Raw genomic sequence first — 21,106 nt, forward strand, 5'->3', positions numbered from 1 at the left:
ATAAGGCGCGTCCCATGGGCTGTAAACGGCCACTCTCCGTCAACTATCTGATCATTACAGGGCTGGCATTGCTCTGCTGGTTTATTCCCCTCTCTTCCGCGCAGGCCTTACCCGCCTGCAAGCAGATCTTTACCGATCCAGTGACCGGGCTGCATCCCAACGCTTTGACCCCTCCCAGAGATCTGCGCAGTGCCGGTAACATCAGCTGCCATATGTTGTCATCCTGTCCCGACAGTTTCCCCGATGAATTTGAACCCGGGGATTACAGATTTGGTAATGGTCATTTCAGCGGTATCTCAGCGGTTGAAGCGGAGGACAGAAGTGTGCGTCTGTACTTCGATAATCTCTATCTGGATGCCACCTGGTTCAACGTTGATTATGGCTTTGGTGATGCCGCCAATCTGGTGATTTATGTGTCGGGCAACCTGACCATGCGCCACGGCAGTAAAATTCATGGCGTGGTTTATGTGGGGGGGAGCGCAGATATTGATGTGACCTCTGAGATCACCGGCGCACTCTCTGCGGGGGGCGCAATGGCTCCCTGGTGGATAGACAGGGTCGATGTCGACCTGGATGATGTTGCCAATGCCGACTTTGGCCCTTTGTGTCCTTCCGTCGTCAAGACAGGATTACCGCTTCAATTTGGCCAGGCAAATCAGCAAGCGGTCAGCTTTGACAGACCCTTCCCGCCGGGCACCAAACCTCTGGTATTCCTGATGCCGCGTATTACTGCCTCCAACCCCGGACGCAGTGCTCCCGCGTCGGCGTTTTTAACCAGTGTGGACAGATATGGCTTCAGTTACCGCAGTGAGACTGCTCCGGGAAGCAGTGGGGCGGCGAACGTGACCCCGGTTGATTGGATTGCTGTGCTGCCCGGAAAACACTGGCTTAAGACTTCCACCGGTAAACGTTTGATAGTGGCTGGCCGCGAAGAGATAGATACCGTCAACCGGGGAGGAAAACGGGGATACTTCGAAAGCCTTGATCTGGAACCTGGGTTGACCACTGTGTTGACCCAATTGCAAACCAGCAATAATAACTGTTGGTTGACCAGTGTGGGACTGAGGCCGTCTGCTTATTCCGATGAACTGTGGCTGGCGATGGAGAGCTCAGGTGCTGTGCGGGGGAACCGCTGTTATCCCGGTGGAGTAAATCTGAATCACCTGCAGGACGAAGATATGGCCTGGCTGGCGATGGCGCCGGGTAAAGGCGTGATAGACACCCCTGATGGGGAGGTGCGTTTTCAGGCTGGCAGTGGCATTAATGTCTCCGGACATAACGCCAGCCTGTCCCGCCAGTGCGGCTACTATTCGCCGCTGGCTTCTGACTGGTTCAGCTCCGCACCTGTGCTGGTGGCGGGTCTTGAGTCGCGAAATGACAATGATGGTGGTTGGCTGCGGATGTGCGGTATCGAAGCCGATGAAGTCAGTATGGTGGTGGACGAAACCGCCAATCAGGATCGGCATGATAATCAGGAGAACTTTGGTTTTCTGGCGCTGGAGAAGCCAACTGAGCCGGATATGACTTGCCTGCCGATAGATACCTTTTCCCGGGATACACTGGGCAGTAATTGGGTCTCTGCCAAGCTGCCGGGCTCCGCTTCGCCCGGGATCAACAATGGTCGACTGGTGATTACCCGTAAGTTGGGGGACCAGGCTGCCTCTTTGACTTATAGATATCTGTTCCCGGCTGATGCCAATGCCATTCGGGTTTCATTTGATTATTACGCCTGGCACCAGAGCGCCGGACGGGGTGGTGATGGTGTCGCCGTGGTGTTCTCCGATGCCAACCAATCCCCATCACCGGGCGGCTTTGGTGGTGCGATGGGATATGCCCAGCGAATGCGGGATGGTAAGCAGTTCCCCGGTTTCCATGGCGGTTGGTTGGGTATTGCGCTCGATTCCTGGGGCAACTTTTCCAGCTCTGAAGGTGGTAAGGTGGGGGGGGCAGGTTCTCGTCCCGACACGGTCGCAATGAGGGGCGCATTTAATACTGGCTACGCCTATTTGGGGGGCGCGCCGGGTAACAGCCAGAGTACCGCAAAACTGAACCCGCCATTGGAGCAGGCCAGCAGTTCATACCCCGGACCGGGAGATCACTACAGTTTCCTGCTGGATACCCGCAGTGCAGATAACAGCTATGTTTCAGTAGACAGAGTATTGGCAGGTAATGGCCGTCAGCAACGCATAGTCAATAATATGGATATCACCCAAACCCTGTCAGGACAAAGACAAAGGCCGAATAACTTCTATATCTCGCTGACAGGCTCAACCGGACAGGCATTTAACGAGCACGCTATTGATAATTTTCAGGTGTGTGCCTTGAAGTCCCAGCCGGTGGAGGAGGAAGTGCATCACTTCGAATTCGATTACTCCGGCTCCCCACTGGCCTGCGCGCCTTTAGCTGTCACTGTCAGGGCCTGTGCCAATGAAGATTGCAGCGAGCTTTACACAGATGAAGTAAGGGCTGATCTGCTGCCGCGAAATTCAGGCTCAGTGAGCTGGTTGAATGCCAATCAGCAACTGCTGGGCACCAATACCGTTAATATACAAGGTGGTGAACGCAGATTGTTCCTCAAGCAAACCAGTGCAGCACCTGAGGATGTGGTGACCCTGGATGTTGGTAATTCATCCCCCGCGACTATGCCTTACAGTCAAACCCTCTGTTTCAATGGGGGAACCCGAGCCAGTTGCTCAATGAACTTTGCCGAGGCGGGTTTTGTTCTTGATGAGGTGGCGACATATGCCGGGCGACCTGCCACTATGCGTTTGCAGGCGGTTCGCAAGTCTGACAGCAGTCTGATGTGTCAGCCTGCGTTCGCCAATCAGAGTAAAGATCTCTATCTGTCGGTGGAGCACCATCAGCCCAGACTGCCGGTAGACCCCTCCGGTGATGGTCTGAAAATCCGGCAGCCCGGCGGTAAAACGGTGACACTGCCTAAAGTCTCTCAGGCGCCTTTGCTGACCCCGGTCAAGTTTGACAGGCAGGGTATAGCTCATTTGGAGCTGACCTACCCTGATGCCGGATGGCTAAATCTGAATGTCAGTTATCAGGGCAAAGGAGATGACACTGGTCTGGTGATGCGCAGTACCAACGGTAATCTGCGCAGTGTTCCTGCGGGCTTGTGTCTCACGCCGCCCGCCGGCGCCGTGTGTCGGCTGGGTAATCCTGCAGACTGTAAGCCCTTTGTACGCGCTGGTGAGGGGTTCCAACTGACCATGTCAGCCCATGCCTGGCAGTCAGACTCAGACAACAAGTATTGTGATAACCCAGTGACGCCGAGTTTTGCGATGCCGGATATCAAACTGGGTAGCGAACTGGTGGCTCCTGTTGGCGGTGAAACGGGTAAAACCGGGATGACGGTGCAGGATATCAATCTTGGTGGGGTTGCCAGATTTGAGCAGTCCACAGACGAAGTAGGTGTGTTCAAATTCAGCGCATCCAACCCTGAAAACAAACAAGGGCAACCTATCTATTATCTTGATGCCGGGCTCCCAGTTGGGCAGGCTCAAACACCGGCAATTGGTCGCTTTGTGCCCGCCGCATTCCGGATTGGTGACGCCGTGGTCGCCCCGGGTTGTAATACTGGTTTTAGCTACATGGGGCAACCTTTCGGATTGGGCTTCACTGCCACTGCGTTGAATCTTGAATACCATCAAACCTTTAATTATCGGGGGCAGTACGCAAAAGGAGTCGCAGCACTGCAGGCTGAAAACAGTGACGATGGCATATCATTGAGTCACAGGCTCAGCCCACTGCCGCCTCTTGTTTGGCAACAGGGCAAGGCCGTGGTAGCACCAACTCAGACAGTCAGCTTTAGCAGACCTCCGGCACCAGGCGTTGATGGCCCCTATGAGCAACTGGCTGTGGGAATCGCCATAGATGACAGGGATGGCAATATGGCGGTGATGGCTGGCGCTGACATGAGCTCAAATATACAGGGAGATTGCCATACTCTGGGTTGTGGCGCTGTTGTTCTTGGCACGCAGAAAATGCGTTTTGGCAGAATGCATATGGAGAATGTCTATGGGCCGGAAAACGCTGATCTGGCAATGCCTGTTCTGGCAGAGTTCTGGGATGGCAAGCATTGGCAACTGAATAAGCTGGATCAGTGCACCAGCCCCTTGTCTGTGTCCCTGCCGTCGAGCGCCCAATTCAGGCCGGAATTGAAATTTGGTCAGCGTGTGTCACGGAGTCTGCCCCAGGGGCAGGTCCACACCAGTAACGGCAGGCTCAAGCTAATCTGGCACAATCACTTTGCACCAAAAGCTCCGCAGGAGAGCCGGTTCTATCGGGGAGAGGTGAGTGCGTCTTTAGCCGTGCCGGACTGGCTGAAATTCTATTGGGGTTGGCAGAAATCAGATGCTCTCCAGGCAACAGACCCAAGAGGCAGTGCTTTCTTCGGGCGCTATCGGGGAGATGACAAGGTGATCTATTGGCATGAGGTAAAATAACCTGTGCGCTTTAGGTGTTTTGTTTGGCCTAAAGTAATAATTTGCTGGACATTGCCTCTCAGGCAGAGACAATCTTCTGTAGGATTGTCATCATTTTGTTGTATTCGGTTTGCTACCAGCCTGAGAGGTCAGTTTTGTTTGCCACCATGATAAAAAGAACCATCTTAATGGTCGCAGCTGCTTTGCCCTTTTGGGCATCGGTCAGCCATGCTGTGGTGCAATGTGATGAGATCTTTACCGACCCGCCTACCGGCAACCATGGTAACGCCCTGGTTCCACCATCTCACGTGTGGCCCCCTGCTGAACGCTCTTACCTTGAATGCAGCGGTCGAGTCTGTACGGAAGACAGACCCGGCGTTTCCAATCGTGTCTGGTTTACAGCCAGTTTTGAAAAAGGCGATCACAGTTATGAAACCGGGGTTTTCAGCAATGGTGCAGAGCTGGAGATGCCTGAGCTGACCGCACGTCTCTATTTTAAAACATTGACGATCACCAACTCTAATGTGAATAGCAGTCATGATGAGACCAATTTGGTGCTCTATGTGGAAGACTCTCTGGACATCGCCGGGCAATCTGAGATCAACGGTATTCTCTATGTCGCAGGTGATTTAAAAATTGCGGGAAAGGTTGAGGTGGAAGGGGGCGTGGCTGCCGGGGGCTCCTTGTCGATCAAGGGCAATGGTGACGTTGATTTTGACAAAGAGGTTATAGATAACGCTGACTTCGGTGGTATGTGTGAAAACAAGGTAAAGCCTTCGTCTTTCCATTTTGACTACGGGGTCAGTGAACCCACTAACGGTCAGGGGCAAGTCAGGTTTGAGACCCCGTTTCCTCAAGGGCAAAAGCCTCTGGTGTTTTTAATGCCCACCATCACCAGCAGTAATCCAGCTGGTGATCGGCCAGCGTCACTTGAGCTGACCCATATCGATCATCTTGGCTTTACCTACGAGCAAGCGGCAGCGCCAAACTCATACAACAATACAAGCTGGAAGCCAATGCCAGAGGTGCATTGGTTGGCAATCAACCGTGGTGAGAACAGTTTTCCCAGTGGGCCGGATTTTAAAGCCGGGCTGCTCACCGCCAAAAATGCTCTGGGGCTGAGTAATAATGCCTGGATGCCGGTAACGGCCAGGAACCGCTACTCAGTATTTTTGACTCAAAGACAGGATGACACTCAAAACTGCTGGTTAACTTCAACCGCTGAACCCACCTTCACAGGGTTGAATGTAGCATTGGATACCTCGGAAGTGCGCTCCTGGAGCAGCGGAAAAATGCGTTGTCGACCGGGTGGCGCATCCAAGTTGAATGATGTCCCGGTTGCTTATCTGGCGATTACCGGTGGCACGGGCAAAATGTTCCTCAATGGGCGATGGATCTCCTATGATTTCGGCCAGGGATGGAATTTACCCAGTAGTGGTGCTCGGGAGCCCTTTGAGCAGTGTCAGCACTCCAATGAGTTCAACCAGAAATTTTCAACGTCACCGGTTTTTGTTGCCGGTAAACACACCCGTAATGGGGGCAATGGTGGCTGGTTACGCCGGTGCCAGCTTGATGAAAACAGCGTATCCATGGTTGTTGAAGAGGATCAGTACTCTGACGCCGAGCGCCGCCATGTTAGGGAAACCTTTGGTTATGTGGCGCTGGAGCGACTGGATACTCCTGAGCAGCCCATACACCACCTGGAACTAAGTTACTCAGGCAGTCCGCTGGCATGTGCGCCATTGTCGGTCACGGTAAAAGCCTGTGACAATGCCGACTGCAGTCAACTCTATCCCAATCCTGTAGTGGTGAATCTGGGCTCTGATAACGGCAAGGCGAACTGGACACCATCCAGTTTGAATATGACCGGCAGTGCCACGGTTTCTCTCAGCCACTTTCCGACGACACCCGTGACCCTGACTGCCGGTTCACCTACTACCTCTGTACTTAATAATACGCTTTGCCGCGCTGATGGTGGAACGGCGTCTGAGGCTGCCTGTACGCTGAGTTTTGCCGAAGCTGGCTTTGTGATTGATGATCTCAATAGCTATGCCAACAAACCCGGCAGTGTGAATATCAAAGCGGTGCGTAAGAGTAACAATGGACTTGAGTGTCAGGCAGCTTTCTCCGGTCGAACCAAAGAGATCAACCTGTCGAAACAGCATGTCACCCAGGTGGCGCCCAGTTCCACAGCGGTACTGACAGTGAATGGTGGCAGTGTAGCGCAGTCGCCCAATATCCACAGACTCGACTTTGATGATGATGGTGTTGCCAGTGTGGAGTTGCAATATCCGGATGCCGGACACCTGATACTCAAGGCCAGTTACTTTGGCACAGGTGAAGAGGATGGCCTGGAGATGCACAGTGTGAATGGTAACCTTCGCAGTGTGCCCTACGGTTTGTGTGTCACCGGCGAGCGCCGGGGCGAGTACAGTGCTTTGAGCGACGCTGCTTACACCACAGCAGGCACTCAGTTTCCGATTGCCATCTCGGCCCATGCCTGGAGTGAAAACAGCTCCAGAGTGTGTACCAACCCGGTCACACCCTCGTTCCAGTATGAAAGTATTGAGCTTAACAGCGAGTTTGCCGATGTATATGTGCCTGCCCCGGAGCAGGGAGCGTCCTGGCACGATGGCATCTTGACTCCAGGACAGTATCAACATCCTTTGGGGGATGACCATCAACTACAGGTGGCCCAGTCAGAAGTCGGTGTCTTTCACCTGTCAGCCTCTGTTCCTGCCGGGCAGACCTATCTGAATGCAGGCCTGAATATTCTGTCTGCGCCTTCTGCTGCTATGGGGCGCTTTGTTCCTGCTCACTATCAGGTGTCAGGTGTGAGTATTACACAGGGGTGCGGATCCTTTAGTGGCGGTCGTGCCTTTACCTATATGGACCAGACTTTCCCCTTGTCATTGACGCTGACGGCTCAAAATCAGCAGGGGCAGCAAACGCTCAACTATCAGGGATGGCTGGGGCGGGCTTATGCATCTTTGGTGGCTGAGTCCGGTGATACAGGTCTGAATCTCAGCAATCGTCTGACCGTTCTGCCCACGCTTGATTGGCAGGCGGGACAGGCCAGCCTGGCATCCGAGACAATCAGCTTCGGTCGTGTTGCTGCCCCCGGGGTAGATGGACCTTATCCTTTGCTCAATCTGGGGGTGGATATACTGGATGGCGATGGAAAAATGGGCACTGTCGCCGATGCAGATATGAACCCGGATACCTCAGGAACCGGTGAGGGAATGACGGCCAAAAAACTGGATACCCTGGATTTACGCCATGGCAGGGTGACACTGCAAAACAGCTATGGCCATGAGTCTGCAACGCTGAGCATGCCATTGGCGATAGAGCAGTGGACGCCAGGAGGTTGGCGGGTAAACAGTGATGATGTCTGCACCTCTGTTTCTCCTGCGGCGGGGACAGATATCAACTCAGGCCTGGCGACCTATGAAACAGATACAGAACTGGGTTATGTGTATCTGCCCGCAGTCACTCCGGGGCAGGGCGTCAGCCGCAGCGGTACAGGCCTTGTGAATGGCGGACGATTTGAATTGCTCTGGCGTACTTTTACTTCCGGCTCGGCTCCTACATACCGGGGTAAAGTCACTGCTCCGGTTGAGGTTGTCCCCTGGCTTCAGTGGTACTGGAACTGGCAGGGAGATCGTCCGCAGCAACTGCAGGACCCGAGAGCCAGTGTGGTGTTTGGTCAGTATCGTGGACACGATAAAGTGATCTATCATCGGGAAGTCAGGTAGCCCAGGTTTTCCGGGGCATTTGGTTCGTCGGGACAACAGGGATAAAACTGACATTTCTTACGCTTTTGAGGTATTTTGGCTAAAGTTGCGAATTTTTGACGCTATCCATGGCACTGATAGCTGAGATGCAATGGTTTTTCCTGTCAGGCTATTGGCAATTGTCCTGCGTTTTGACGCTGGTCACAGGCTGATGATGCAGTGAAAAGTGTCGAAAATATCGGGATATCTAAAATTACAGCGCATAACCGTAAAAAAATTTAACTCATTATCGATTGTTAACCTCTGCGCTATTGTGGAAACAGGGGCGCATTGATAAAGTTAGCTGGTTTGAATTCTCAAGACTCCACCGATTACAGGCTAGATACATGTTCAAAAAGCTGCGAGGCGTTTTTTCCAACGATCTGTCGATCGATTTGGGTACCGCGAATACTCTGATTTACGTACGTGAAGAAGGTATTGTCCTGAATGAACCATCTGTGGTTGCAATCCGCGGTGAGCGCACCAGCAACGGTCAGAAGTCCGTCGCAGCTGTGGGTACCGAAGCCAAGCAGATGCTGGGTCGTACTCCGGGCAATATCCAGGCCATTCGTCCAATGAAAGACGGCGTAATTGCTGACTTCTATGTGACTGAAAAGATGCTGCAGCACTTTATCAAGCAGGTGCACAACAACAGCTTCTTCCGTCCAAGCCCACGTGTACTTGTGTGTGTGCCTGTTGGCGCAACTCAGGTTGAGCGTCGTGCCATTAAAGAATCTGCCATGGGCGCGGGTGCCCGTGAGGTTTACCTGATTGAAGAGCCAATGGCGGCAGCAATCGGTGCAGGTCTGCCTGTATCTGAAGCAACAGGCTCCATGGTCGTGGATATCGGTGGTGGTACCACTGAAGTTGCCATTATCTCTTTGAATGGTGTGGTTTACTCGTCCTCTGTCCGTATCGGTGGTGACAAGTTCGATGAAGCTATTATCAACTATGTACGTCGTAACTACGGCAGTCTGATCGGTGAAGCGACTGCAGAACGCATCAAGCACACTATTGGTACTGCTTATCCAGGCGAAGAAGTGCTGGAGATCGAAGTACGCGGTCGTAACCTGGCTGAAGGTGTACCACGCAGCTTTACCCTGAACAGCAACGAAATCCTGGAAGCTCTGCAGGAGCCTTTGTCCGGTATCGTCAGCGCTGTGATGGTGGCACTGGAGCAATCTCCTCCGGAACTGGCTGCCGATATCTCCGAGCGCGGAATGGTACTGACCGGCGGTGGCGCCTTGTTGCGTGACCTGGACCGTCTGCTGATGCAGGAAACCGGAATCCCTGTGATGGTGGCGGAAGACCCGCTGACCTGTGTGGCTCGCGGCGGCGGTCGTGCATTGGAAATGATCGATATGCACGGCGGTGACCTCTTCTCCGAAGAGACCTAAAGATAACAGGGCGGTGCAAACCGCCCTTGCTGTTCTATGAAACCCATTTTTGTTCGCGGTATCTCAATCCAACTGAGGCTGACACTGGCTATTGTGCTGTCGGTGGCACTCATGTTGGCCAACGACAGGCTTGAGCCTGTTCGTCAGTCCCTGTCTTCATTTCTCAGCCCGCTGCAGTATCTCGCCAATGTTCCCGGCCTGTTGCTGGATTGGTCAGCCGAAAGTCTGGCAACCCGCAATATGCTGGAAAAGCAAAACAAAGAGCTGATGCGTCAGCAACTCTTGATGAGCGAGCGTTTGCAGCGCTTTGAACAGCTGCGTCAGGAAAACGACCGTCTGCGCGCATTGCTTGGATCTCCTGTTCATATGGACGCCCGCAAGATGGTGGCAGAAGTGATGGAGGTCGCCAGCGATCCCTATCGTCACTATGTGGTGCTGAACAAAGGCAGTGACAGCGGCGTGTTTGTCGGTCAGCCTGTGGTTGACGCCTTTGGTGTTGTCGGTCAGGTGACTCAGGTGTCCAAACTCACCAGCCGGGTGCTGCTGGTATCAGATGCCAGCCATGGTTTGCCGGTGCGGGTGACCCGCAACGATGTGCGTCTGGTAGCTAACGGTACCGGTGTGCTGGATGAAATCGAACTCAAGCATGTGGCCAAGAGTACCGACATCAAAGCCGGCGATCTGCTGGTGACTTCAGGTCTGGGACAAAGATTCCCGGAAGGCTATCCGGTTGCCCGTGTGACTCAGGTTATCAAAGATGACGGCCAGACCTATGCCAGCGTATTGGCCCGTCCATTGGCGGCACTGGACCGTATTCGTTATGTCTTGCTTATCTGGCCTGAACTTGAAACCGGTACTCCCACTGAGTTTGTAGAACCAGATAAAGATGCTGAGGTGAAATCATGAGTTACCAGGCTGCACACGGCCGTCCGGTTGCCTGGCTGACTATGTTGCTGGGCTTGATGTTCCAGATTATGCCCTTGCCCAATCTGGTTGAGGCCTGGCGTCCAGACTGGTTGCTGTTGGTGCTTATCTACTGGTCTATGGCCTTGCCCCACAGATACAATATTCTCACCGCATTTATGATGGGAATCGCCCTGGATGTGTTGCTCGGCTCTGTGCTGGGTATCCGCGCACTGGCGTTTTCTCTGGTGATCTATGTGGTGGTGCTGCATTTCCAGAGACTACGTAATTTCCCACTGTGGCAGCAGGCCTTTGTGGTGGCACTGCTGGTGAGTTTCTATCACCTGGTGGTGTTCTGGGCCGAGTTTGTGATTGATGGTGCCCACTTTAATATCAGCCTGTTTTTGCCTGCCGTCGCCAGCTTGTTGCTGTGGCCATGGGTATTTATGATTCTGCGTCGACTGCGACGCCACTATAAGGTGAGATAATGACTCTGGTATTGGCTTCCACCTCTCCCCGTCGTCGTGAGCTGCTGGCTCAGGCACTGTTCTCTACTGACAATGATGGCTTTGAGCTGGTGGCGCCGGATATTGACGAGTCCCATCGCTCAGGCGAGGCCCCCGCAGACTTTGTGGTGCGTCTGGCCTGTGAGAAAGCCAGTGCCGGGCTGGCATTGAGCGCTGGTGTTGATGCGCCTGTGGTGCTGGGCTCAGATACCATAGTGGTCTGTGATGGCACCATTCTTGGCAAGCCGGTGGATGAGCAGGACGCCGCCGTTATGCTGCGCAGTCTGTCTGGCCGTGAGCACACAGTGATGACAGCGGTGGCCGTCACCAATGGCGAGCGTACTGAGTCTGAACTGGTGTGCACCAGAGTGCGCTTTTGCGAGCTGTCCGATATGGATATTCTGGCATATATAGAGTCTGAAGAACCTATGGATAAAGCCGGCGCCTACGGTATTCAAGCCATAGGTGGCAGTTTTGTTGAGGCGATTGAGGGCAGTTACTCCGCCGTGGTGGGGTTGCCTATGGTAGAAACCAGAAATCTGTTGAAACGCTTTTCTGTACTGTGATGGTGGGCTTTTGCGAGCAATCACGGCACAATTGACTACAACCAGTATGGGTTGGAGCAGTGAGTTCCCCACCGGTAGAACAACACCGCCGGTATTCCCGTAATAGATTGAATTTGACAGCCCAAATGGGCACCCGCCAGGGGTGAGTCGTGGATCGCAGCCGCAATAATAATTTAAAAACTGCCCGCAAACTGGGCTCAGAACTGCTTATCAATGTAACGCCATTTGAGGCCAGGGTTGCCCTGATCGAGCATGGTGTCCTTCAGGAAGTCCACATTGAACGCCGTATGAAGCGTGGTTTGGTGGGCAATATCTATAAAGGTAAGGTCACCCGGGTACTGCCGGGTATGCAGGCTGCATTCGTGGATATCGGCCTGGATAAAGCTGCCTTCCTGCACGCCTCCGACATAGTTCCCCACACTGAATGTGTTGCCGATGTAGAAAAAGGCAACTTTGTGGTGCGTGACATCGCTCAGCTGGTGCGTCAGGGCCAGGACATCATGGTGCAGGTGGTGAAAGATCCCCTGGGTACCAAAGGCGCCCGCCTGACCACAGATATCACTTTGCCATCCCGCTATCTGGTATTTATGCCCGGCTCCAGCCATGTGGGTGTTTCCCAGCGTATCGAGTCCGAAGAGGAACGTGCCCGTCTGAAGAAGATCGCACTGCCCCATGTGGACGATGATGGCGGCTTTATTATCCGTACTGCGGCTGAAGGTGTAGGTGAAGAGGAGCTGTCACAGGATGCGGCTTTCCTTCGCCGGGTGTGGAAGAAGGTCAGTGAACGCCGTAAGCGTCGCGGCATCGCCTTGCTGTATCAGGATCTGCCTTTGCAGGTGCGGGTCGTGCGTGACTTTGTCGGCACTGAGCTGGATTGTATTCAGGTGGACTCTAAAACCACCCACCTCGAACTGATGGAGTTTGCCAACGAGTTTATGCCGGAAATGGCCGGTCGCATTGAACTCTACTCGGGCAAGTCACCGGTTTTCGAACTCTATGATGTTGAGAACGAGATCAAGCGGGCGTTGAACCGCAAGGTGGAGCTTAAATCAGGCGGCTATCTGATTATCGATCAGACCGAAGCCATGACCACTGTGGATATCAATACCGGGGCCTTTGTGGGTCACCGTAACCTTGAAGACACCATATTCAACACCAACCTGGAAGCGACCCAGGCGATTGCCCGCCAGCTGCGCCTGCGCAATCTGGGCGGTATCATCATTATCGACTTTATCGATATGGTGAATGATGAACATAAACAGCGAGTGCTGGATGGGCTGCAGTCTGCGCTGGCTCAGGACAGGGTGAAGACCAATATCAGTGGTTTCTCCGGTCTGGGCCTGGTGGAGATGACCCGCAAACGTACCCGTGAAAGTCTGGAGCATGTCTTGTGTGAAGAGTGCCCGGCCTGTCGCGGTACCGGCAGCATCAAAACGGTGGAAACCGTTTCCTATGAGATCCTGCGGGAACTTATTCGCCTGGATCACGCCTACAAAGTAGATGAGTTTATGTTGTATTGCTCGCCAGCGGTCTATGATCAGTTGACCAGTGACAACGGACAGCAAATTGCCGAGCTTGAAGTCTATATCGGCAAGCGCATTCGGGTTCACAGCGAGCCCATGTATGCGCAGGATAAATATGACGTGGTAATGGTGTAGTGAGCCAGTCCTCCGCTTTTGCAAAGTTTACCCGATTCTGCGGCTTTACCCTGGCCGCGGCGCTGGTGCTGTTTGCCCTGACGGTCAGCCTGATCCGTGGCTTGCTGCCTCAGCTGGACGAGGTGCGTCAGGATCTGGTGCATATGCTGGAAGCGGATTACGGCATCCACCTCGAAGTTGGCCGTCTGGAGGCTCAGTGGCAGGCATTTGGTCCGGCCCTGACGGTGACAGATCTGCAGCTGCCTGAGCAGGATAAGTTACCACTGGCGCTGGATGTTAAGCAGGTTCAGGTGAAACTGGACTTCTGGGAAAGCCTGATGACACTGAGTCCTCAGGTAGAGGATGTGCTGTTTGACGGCGTCGCAGTCAAGCTGGATATCGACAGACTCAAGTCTCTCTCAAGCGGTGGCGGTGATACCAACCTGGATTGGTTGTACCGATTGTTGCTGGAACAGCTGCAGCGATTCTCCATTGCTGGCTTGTCACTGGACCTTGTCAGCGCCAAACATGATTACCGACCGATTTACCTCAAAGATCTGCACTGGCTGAACAGTGGCGCAAGTCATCAGGGGCAGGGCGCTTTGTATCTTGATGCTGATGCGTCAGATAAAGAGCTGTTAACCCTCAGGGTTGATCTAAACGGCGATGGCAACCGTCCGGACACGCTCAAAGGTCAGGCTTATCTTGCGGCCAGGGCACTGGATCTTGGTGAATGGGCATCCCGTCGTCCCAACCCCTACAATCCCAAAGCCACCTTGCCGCTGGAAGGCGTGGTTAACTTTGAAGCCTGGTTGGATCTGGGCAACCGCACTATCACCTCAGGCATGATGGCCTTTGCTCCCAGTTATCTGGAATGGCAACTGAACAAAGAAGTTCAGCGGCTGACAGTGCTGGGTGGTGAGATCAACTGGGTGCCATCAGCCCGGGGCTGGCAGATTTATACCCATGATTTGAGCCTGCAAACCAATGGTGACAACTGGCCTGATCCTCAGCTCAGCCTGACCCGCAAAGATGATGCCTTCTATCTGGAGTCGCAGCCGTTACTGGCTCAGCGCCTGCTGCCGCTGTTGCCTCTGGTACCTGGGGTCACCCTGGATGAGTTGTATCAATGGCAGGCGATGGCGCCCCATGGTGAAATTGGCCCACTGGCACTTTACTGGCCTATGGGGCAGCAAGCTGTGGCCAAAGTGGATATCAAGCAGTTGGGTTGGAAGCCAGCTCAGGGTATTCCGGGTATCGAGTCATTAACGGCCACCTTGGGCTGGCAGAATGAACAGCTCTACTTCCAGTTGCCAAAGCAGCAGCTGATTACCGATTTTGACGGCGAGTTTGCCAAGCCGCTGAGCTTTGAGCTGGATGAGCTCAAGGGACAATTCAACAGTATCAGTAAAACCTTGCTGTTGCCCGGACTGGTGCTGGATAACCCGGATATTCGTCTGGCTGCAGATACCCGCCTCGAGTTTGCTGATAAGCCCTTGTTGGCCCTGTCAGCAGACTTGCAGATCAAGAATGCTGCCCATGCAGATCGTTACTATCCGGTGGAAGCCATGGGGCAGGATCTGGTGGATTACCTGGCTGACGCCCTGAAAAAAGGCAACAGCCCTGATGCCAAAGTGGTGTGGAACGGCGAACTGTCGGGCTTCCCTTACAAGGATAACTCCGGAGTATTTCAGGCCGGGTTCCACCTTAATGATGCCGAATTCAAATTCCAACCTGACTGGCCGGGAGTCACAGATCTCAGCCTTTACGCCCTGTTTGAAAACCTGCGAATGGATCTCTGGTTGAAACAGGGCAAGTTGCTGGATGTCGACGCCAAAGGCGCCCATGTTTTTATTCCTGATATGGGCGATAAAGTAGTACTGGGAGTGAAGGCTGATCTTAACACTCAGGCTGATAAGGGCGTCGCTGTGATCAACCAGTCTCCGCTGGAGTCTGTCAGCTCGACGCTGGATGTGGTGCGGCTCAGCGGCGATGTCGGGGTGAAGCTGGACCTTACCATTCCGCTCTACGATGGTGGTGAGGAAGCGATTCTGGGTTGGGTAACCCTTAAAGACAACCCGTTGTATATCAGTAAGCCCGGCATTCAGCTGGAAAAGGTAAAAGGCGTGGTTGCCTTTAACAATGACAGGGTGTCTGCCCCTGAGTTGCAGGCTCTGCTGTATGACCAGCCGCTGCAACTGGACTTTACCACTGAATCCAGAGGCGATGAGTATGCTCTGGACCTGAATCTGGCCGGTCAGTGGCAATTGGATGCCTTGCCACAGGTATTGGATAACCCCTTAAGTAACAACTATAAGGGCAGTGCCGACTGGGATGGCAAACTGACCATGATCTTCGATCAAACCGGTTACCGTTTACAGGCCAAGGTGGATTCAGACCTCAACGGCGTTGAGCTTATGCTGCCAGCGCCTTTTGCCAAACCGGCGGAAGACAAGGCTTCTTTGAGCGCTGAGTTGATTGGCGACAACAAGGAAACCAATCTGAGCGTGAAGTTGGGTGATAAGGCTGAGTTCTGGGGAAGCTTTGATGCGGCCTCCGGCTCAGGATTTGCCTATTACGACCTGCTGCTCGGTCGCCTGTTCCGTCCCGGCGATCAACTGCGCCGTCAGGGTGGCCATATCCAACTGGCGCTGGATTCAGCCAGCATGGATGAGTGGATGCCTGTGATAAACAGCTTCCTGCCTGAACAGCCTGCAGTGCCAGCGACAGAGGTGAACCTGAGTGGCAGCACCCAACAGCCGGTGAAACCTTCTGAGCCAGTGACCTATCGTCCTGAAGTCGCTGGTGAAAGTGTTGTCATTGCAGAGCAGGCCGCTCCGATTCAAACCGCACAGACAGATAAGGCACCTGATACTGCTTTAACTGAATCAAGTGAGCCGACTGACGTCGCCGGGAATGAATCCAGGCCACTGTTTCCATCATTGCAGGCCATTACTGGCGAAGTGACCAGTCTGAGTTTGCTGGGGCAAACGTTGCAGCAAGTGAAACTTGATGCTGCGCCGACAGCCAATGCCTGGCGTATTAAAGGTGAGTCTCCTCAGTTTATCGGTCATGTGGACCTCTATCCGGACTGGCACAATCAGGGGCTGAAACTGGTGGCATCCCGCCTGTATCTGTCGGCCTTTGAAGATAAGCCAGAAACTGGCGAACAATCTGAGCCACTGGGGGCAACCCAGTTACCGCCGATTGCTGCCGATGTGGATGATTTCAGGTATGACGATAAACCCCTTGGCCACCTGGTGTTGCAGGGTACACCTTCGGCAGAGGGATATGAGATCCAGACGCTGTCACTGAGTTCAGCGGACGCCACCCTGGCGGCCAAAGGTAACTGGTTCCACAGAAATGGTCAGAACCTGACTGATCTTTCTTTGACGCTGAAGGCGAATAAGTTTGATGCTTTGACCGGACGCCTGGGTATTGATCCCGGAGTAAAGGACGCTTCGCTTGATATGACGGCCAATCTGAACTGGCAGGGCGCACCCTACAATTTCTCTGTGGCCAGCCTTAACGGGGATGTGAAGTTTGATCTTGGTAAAGGGCACCTGTCCCAGATCAGCGACAAAGGCGCACGTATTTTCTCCCTGTTCAGTCTGGATTCTTTGCTGCGTAAGCTGTCGTTGGATTTCTCGGATGTATTTGGTAAGGGACTGTATTTCAACTCTTTTGGTGGTACGCTGCAGATAGACAATGGTGTGATTAAAACCACAGATACCGAGATGGAAGCTGTGGCGGGTAATATGAAAGTTCGGGGTTATACTGACCTGCGGACCGAAAGCCTGAACTATGACATCAGCTTTGTGCCACAGTTGGCGTCAAGCGTGCCCACTGTGGTCTTGCTCAGCACCAGTGCCTGGACTCTGGGTATCGGTGCCTTTGCGCTGACCAAGGTACTTGAGCCTGTGATTGAAGTGATTTCAGAAATCCGCTTCCGCCTCACAGGGACCATGGCAGATCCTAAGCTGGAAGAGCTGGAGCGCAAGAGCAAGGAGATTGAGATCCCCGAATCTGTGCTGCCAAAGCAGCAGGTGACTGAACAGCCGACAGAGGAAGGAACGCCTCAGGGTAAACAGGCCGCACAGCCTGATACAGGTGACAAACCTGTGGAGCCAAAAACTCAGAATGAGACTGAGCCCGTGGAGTCCGGGGGCGATACCACAGCAAAATTGCTGCATTTCCCCGTTAAGGGAAAAGTACAGGGAGTGAGTAATGCAAATCAGTGTGCTGCAGTGCCAGAGCAGCCGGGATGTAAAGGACAATCTCAGGCAGCTCGAATCGCAGCTTAATCAATTGCAAACCCTATCGGGAGAACCACATTTGGTGGTGCTGCCCGAGTGCGTCTGCCTGTTTGGTGGTCATGAAAAGGAGCAGCTTGCCCATGCTGGTGAGCTGACTGCCGGTCTTCATATGAGCGAACTGAAACAGGCGCTGGCTGAATTGGCCCGCAGGTTTCAGGTGTGGCTGGTTGCCGGTACCATTCCTGCACTTGCTGAGGATGGCCGGGTTTACAGTCGCTGCTACCTGTTTGATGATCAGGGCGGTGTGCAGGGACAGTATGACAAGATGCATCTGTTCGATGTTGAGGTTGCCGATGGCACCCGCAGCTACCGTGAGAGTGACACCTTTTGTCCGGGCGAGCAGATTAGCGTTATCGATACCCCATTTGGCCGCCTCGGCCTGGCAATTTGTTATGATGTGCGCTTCCCGGACCTGTTCCGTGCCCTGCGTCTTGCCGGTGCAGAGATTATTGCACTGCCCTCCGCTTTCACCGCAGTAACAGGTGAAGCCCATTGGCAAACCCTTATTCAAGCCAGAGCGCTGGACAGTCAGTGCTTTATTCTTGCTGCCGACCAATGGGGACGCCACAATCAGGGCAGTCGGGAAACCTGGGGACAGAGCATGATTGTCGACCCCTGGGGACGAATTCTGGCCCAAATGGCCGAAGGTGTTGGCTGGGTTGAAGCCACACTGGATTTTGAAGAGCTGACCAGAGTCAGGCGTGCCATGCCCATCGTCAGCCATAATAGATTTGAGGCGCCGAAACTGAAATCTGCGCCCACCAAGTAACTTATCCCAAGTGGATTAAAGAGAGAGTCAATGCCATTTCTAACGCAAGTAGGACAAAGTCTGTTACAGCAAGGATTGCAGCTGGACGATCTGCAGTCGTATCTGGATCTGATCCATCAGCACCAGATTGATTTTTCTGATCTCTATTTCCAGGGTAGCCGTCATGAATCCTGGGTGCTGGAAGATGGCATTATCAAAGACGGCAGCTTCCACATCGAACGTGGTGTGGGTGTGCGCGCCATTACCGGCGAGAAAACAGGTTTTGCCTACGCCGACGATATCACCCCTGAAGCACTGACATCAGCCGCCATTGCCGCCCGCGGTATCGCCCAGAGCGGCAGTACCGGCAAGGTGCAGGCGTGGAAACGTCGTGGTGTCCATACCCTGTATGACAGTGCCGATCCAATTGCTGCCATGGAGCAGGACAAGAAGATCGATCTGCTGCGTCAGGCCGATGCCTACATCCGCAGTCTGGACTCCCGCATTATTCAGGTGGTTGTGAGCCTGTCCGGGGTGCATGAAGAGGTATTGGTGGCGGCCAGCGACGGTACTCTGGCCGCGGATATCCGTCCTCTGGTGCGTTTTAACTGCTCAGTGATTATGGAAGACAATGGCAAGCGTGAACGTGGCGCTGCCGGTGGCGGTGGTCGCCATGGCTATGAAATCTTTATGGAGTCGGATGCCGAAGGCCTGCCAGCCTGTTTTGCCCACGCCCGCGAAGCTGTACGTCAGGCACAGGTAGCCTTGATTGCCGTTGATGCGCCAGCCGGTGAAATGCCAGTGGTGCTGGGCGCTGGTTGGCCGGGTGTACTGCTGCACGAAGCCGTGGGCCATGGTCTGGAAGGCGACTTCAACCGTAAAGGATCCAGTGCTTTCTCCGGTAAGATCGGCCAGCAGGTGGCTTCTGAGCTGGTGACTGTGGTGGACGACGGTACCATTGAGAACCGCCGTGGTTCGCTGAGCATTGATGATGAAGGTACCCCAACTCAAAAGACTGTGCTGATTGAGAACGGTATCCTCAAAGGCTATATGCAGGACAAGCACAATGCCGGCCTGATGGGTACAGCCCTGACAGGTAATGGCCGTCGTGAGTCCTATGCGCACCTGCCAATGCCACGTATGACCAACACCTATATGCTGGCCGGTCAGTCTGATCCAAAAGAGATCATTGGCTCTGTGAAGAAGGGTATCTATGCCCCTAACTTCGGTGGCGGCCAGGTGGATATTACCTCAGGCAAGTTTGTATTCTCCGCTTCTGAAGCCTATCTGATTGAGAATGGTGAAATCACCCAACCAATCAAGGGCGCAACTTTGATTGGCAATGGCCCTGAGGCGATGAAGCAGATCTCCATGGTGGGTAATGATCTGGAACTCGACAAAGGTGTTGGTGTCTGCGGAAAGGACGGACAAAGTGTTCCCGTAGGTGTTGGGCAACCTACTTTGAAGTTGGACCTGTTAACTGTTGGAGGAACGGCGTAAGCCTTTGCTCTTGAATGGTGTATGTCTGCACAGCCGGGGCTATTTTTCCCCCTGGCTGTGTCGCCAGCTCCTCGTGTAGCGGACTACACGTCGAAGCCATCCTCCTGGCCAGAAGAAAAAATCTCTCCCGGCCATTGTCTGATGAAAAAGACAATTAAATTTCGGCTCAGATTAACATTCAAATACTAATGCATTCGTAGCTTATTGCTAATACATTATGTTGATATTTCTCATGGCCATTATTTAAAGGCTGATTATGGTAATTAAAGAGTTGACGGGTATAGTTAAGTAATTTATAAAATTTATGGTCATTTAAACAATGGCAGTAAATTATTACGTTACCAATAGAAAAGGAATTTATAATGAAGTATATGGCAATAATGTTGGCAGCGGTAGTTGCTTTTTTCATCTTCCCAGAACAATCAAAAGCAGGCGGGTGTTTCGCCGAACAAATGGCCCTAGAGAGTGCCGAAGCTGCAGTCGCTTCTGCTACTACGTCAGCTGCATATTCCTCTGCGGTTGCTGCACAGTCAGAAGCCAATCGAGCACTGATTATTTGTATGAATAATCATGAGATGAAGTAATATGTTAGCAGCCATCAAGACTGCTTTCTTGAAGGCTGCTAGTTTTTATGTTTTTCAAAATTTCAACTCTATACTTATTTTTTTTGTTTCTGTAAATATTCCGCATAAATACTGTGTGGTCTTATAATGATTAATTGTATAAGATGGTTTTCCTTATTAGCTTTATAAGCCTTGGTGCCCTACTATACATGTTTATAGTTTTGATGTTTCTAATGCATATGAATTTTTAAGTTATAGTTTCTATATTAATGAAGTTATCGTTAAAAATCTTCATCCTTTAACTTTAAGAACGCTAGAGTGACTTCTTTCAAAATAATATATTGCTGAAATAAGTTATGTTTGAGTAAACATTCCTTCTAAATTAATCCACCTAGAACGTCCCCTTGCCAAAGGGTATAATCCCCACCAATTACGACCAAGATTCACAGGTTTCATCGTGGCAAAAACTGCAGCAGCACTACACATTCTGGTTAAGCATCAGGAGCTTGCCGAGGACATCATTAAACAGCTCAAGCGCGGGGCGAAATTTGATGTGCTGGCCAAGCGTCACTCCACCTGCCCATCTGGCAAGAAGGGTGGCAGCCTGGGTGAGTTCAAGAAGGGGCAGATGGTGCCTGCATTCGATAAAGTCTGCTTTACCGGAGAGTTGCTGACGCCACATCTGGTGAAAACCAAGTTCGGTTGGCATGTGGTAAAAGTTTTATACAGAACCTAGATTTGCCAGCCGAATTGCTGGCAATGAT

The 21,106-nt window shown here is 52.8% G+C and carries 12 protein-coding genes; all 12 read left to right on the forward strand.

Features of this window, described 5'->3' with window-relative positions; all coding sequences use genetic code 11:
- Positions 1-14: 14 nt before the first annotated feature.
- The 12 genes from ACFOE0_RS17545 (at position 15) to ppiC (ending at position 21,078) form a co-directional block, all read left to right on the forward strand.
- Complete coding sequence (locus tag ACFOE0_RS17545; RefSeq protein ID WP_248933897.1) at positions 15-4,454, forward strand: DUF6701 domain-containing protein; 4,440 nt, start codon at positions 15-17, stop codon at positions 4,452-4,454.
- 167 nt (positions 4,455-4,621) lie between these two features.
- On the forward strand, positions 4,622-8,188 hold the full coding sequence (locus ACFOE0_RS17550) for a DUF2572 family protein (RefSeq protein ID WP_248933899.1): 3,567 nt from the start codon (positions 4,622-4,624) through the stop codon (positions 8,186-8,188).
- A gap of 365 nt (positions 8,189-8,553) precedes the next feature.
- Complete coding sequence (locus ACFOE0_RS17555) at positions 8,554-9,603, forward strand: rod shape-determining protein (protein ID WP_115138297.1); 1,050 nt, start codon at positions 8,554-8,556, stop codon at positions 9,601-9,603.
- Positions 9,604-9,639: 36 nt separating this feature from the next.
- Entirely contained in the window at positions 9,640-10,509 is an 870-nt protein-coding gene (gene mreC / locus ACFOE0_RS17560) for a rod shape-determining protein MreC (protein ID WP_115138296.1), read from the forward strand.
- Entirely contained in the window at positions 10,506-10,994 is a 489-nt protein-coding gene (mreD, locus tag ACFOE0_RS17565; RefSeq protein WP_248933900.1) for a rod shape-determining protein MreD, read from the forward strand. Before mreC ends, mreD begins: the two co-directional genes overlap by 4 nt.
- The gene (locus ACFOE0_RS17570) at positions 10,994-11,578 is read left to right on the forward strand and encodes a Maf family protein (protein WP_283106296.1); all 585 of its coding nucleotides are present in this window, start codon (positions 10,994-10,996) and stop codon (positions 11,576-11,578) included. Before mreD ends, ACFOE0_RS17570 begins: the two co-directional genes overlap by 1 nt.
- 149 nt (positions 11,579-11,727) lie before the next feature.
- On the forward strand, positions 11,728-13,236 hold the full coding sequence (gene rng, locus ACFOE0_RS17575) for a ribonuclease G (protein WP_248933902.1): 1,509 nt from the start codon (positions 11,728-11,730) through the stop codon (positions 13,234-13,236).
- A complete protein-coding gene (locus ACFOE0_RS17580) occupies positions 13,236-17,519 on the forward strand; it encodes a YhdP family protein (RefSeq protein WP_248933903.1) in 4,284 nt (1,427 codons plus the stop codon). The genes rng and ACFOE0_RS17580 overlap by 1 nt, the downstream gene beginning before the upstream one ends.
- On the forward strand, positions 17,443-18,300 hold the full coding sequence (locus ACFOE0_RS17585) for a carbon-nitrogen hydrolase family protein (RefSeq protein WP_248933904.1): 858 nt from the start codon (positions 17,443-17,445) through the stop codon (positions 18,298-18,300). The genes ACFOE0_RS17580 and ACFOE0_RS17585 overlap by 77 nt, the downstream gene beginning before the upstream one ends.
- A 30-nt stretch (positions 18,301-18,330) precedes the next feature.
- A complete protein-coding gene (tldD, locus tag ACFOE0_RS17590; RefSeq protein WP_248933905.1) occupies positions 18,331-19,779 on the forward strand; it encodes a metalloprotease TldD in 1,449 nt (482 codons plus the stop codon).
- 362 nt (positions 19,780-20,141) lie between these two features.
- Positions 20,142-20,363 (forward strand): hypothetical protein, encoded by a 222-nt coding sequence (locus ACFOE0_RS17595; protein WP_248933906.1) that lies wholly within the window; start codon positions 20,142-20,144, stop codon positions 20,361-20,363.
- A 436-nt stretch (positions 20,364-20,799) separates the two neighbouring features.
- Positions 20,800-21,078 carry a peptidylprolyl isomerase PpiC gene (gene ppiC, locus ACFOE0_RS17600; protein WP_248933907.1) on the forward strand — a complete coding sequence of 93 codons (279 nt, stop codon included), beginning with the start codon at positions 20,800-20,802 and terminating at the stop codon, positions 21,076-21,078.
- Positions 21,079-21,106: the final 28 nt, after the last annotated feature.

The organism is Shewanella submarina (assembly GCF_042646185.1).
Classification (GTDB): Bacteria; Pseudomonadota; Gammaproteobacteria; order Enterobacterales; family Shewanellaceae; genus Shewanella; species Shewanella corallii.

Bases quoted from the DNA above. Each gene is read 5' to 3' on its own strand.
- mreD (WP_248933900.1), top strand. From the start codon at position 10,506: ATGAGTTACCAGGCTGCACACGGCCGTCCGGTTGCCTGGCTGACTATG.
- ACFOE0_RS17555 (WP_115138297.1), top strand. From the start codon at position 8,554: ATGTTCAAAAAGCTGCGAGGCGTTTTTTCCAACGATCTGTCGATCGAT.
- ACFOE0_RS17585 (WP_248933904.1), top strand. From the start codon at position 17,443: ATGCAAATCAGTGTGCTGCAGTGCCAGAGCAGCCGGGATGTAAAGGAC.
- ACFOE0_RS17550 (WP_248933899.1), top strand. From the start codon at position 4,622: ATGGTCGCAGCTGCTTTGCCCTTTTGGGCATCGGTCAGCCATGCTGTG.
- ACFOE0_RS17570 (WP_283106296.1), top strand. From the start codon at position 10,994: ATGACTCTGGTATTGGCTTCCACCTCTCCCCGTCGTCGTGAGCTGCTG.
- tldD (WP_248933905.1), top strand. From the start codon at position 18,331: ATGCCATTTCTAACGCAAGTAGGACAAAGTCTGTTACAGCAAGGATTG.
- ACFOE0_RS17595 (WP_248933906.1), top strand. From the start codon at position 20,142: ATGAAGTATATGGCAATAATGTTGGCAGCGGTAGTTGCTTTTTTCATC.
- ACFOE0_RS17545 (WP_248933897.1), top strand. From the start codon at position 15: ATGGGCTGTAAACGGCCACTCTCCGTCAACTATCTGATCATTACAGGG.
- mreC (WP_115138296.1), top strand. From the start codon at position 9,640: ATGAAACCCATTTTTGTTCGCGGTATCTCAATCCAACTGAGGCTGACA.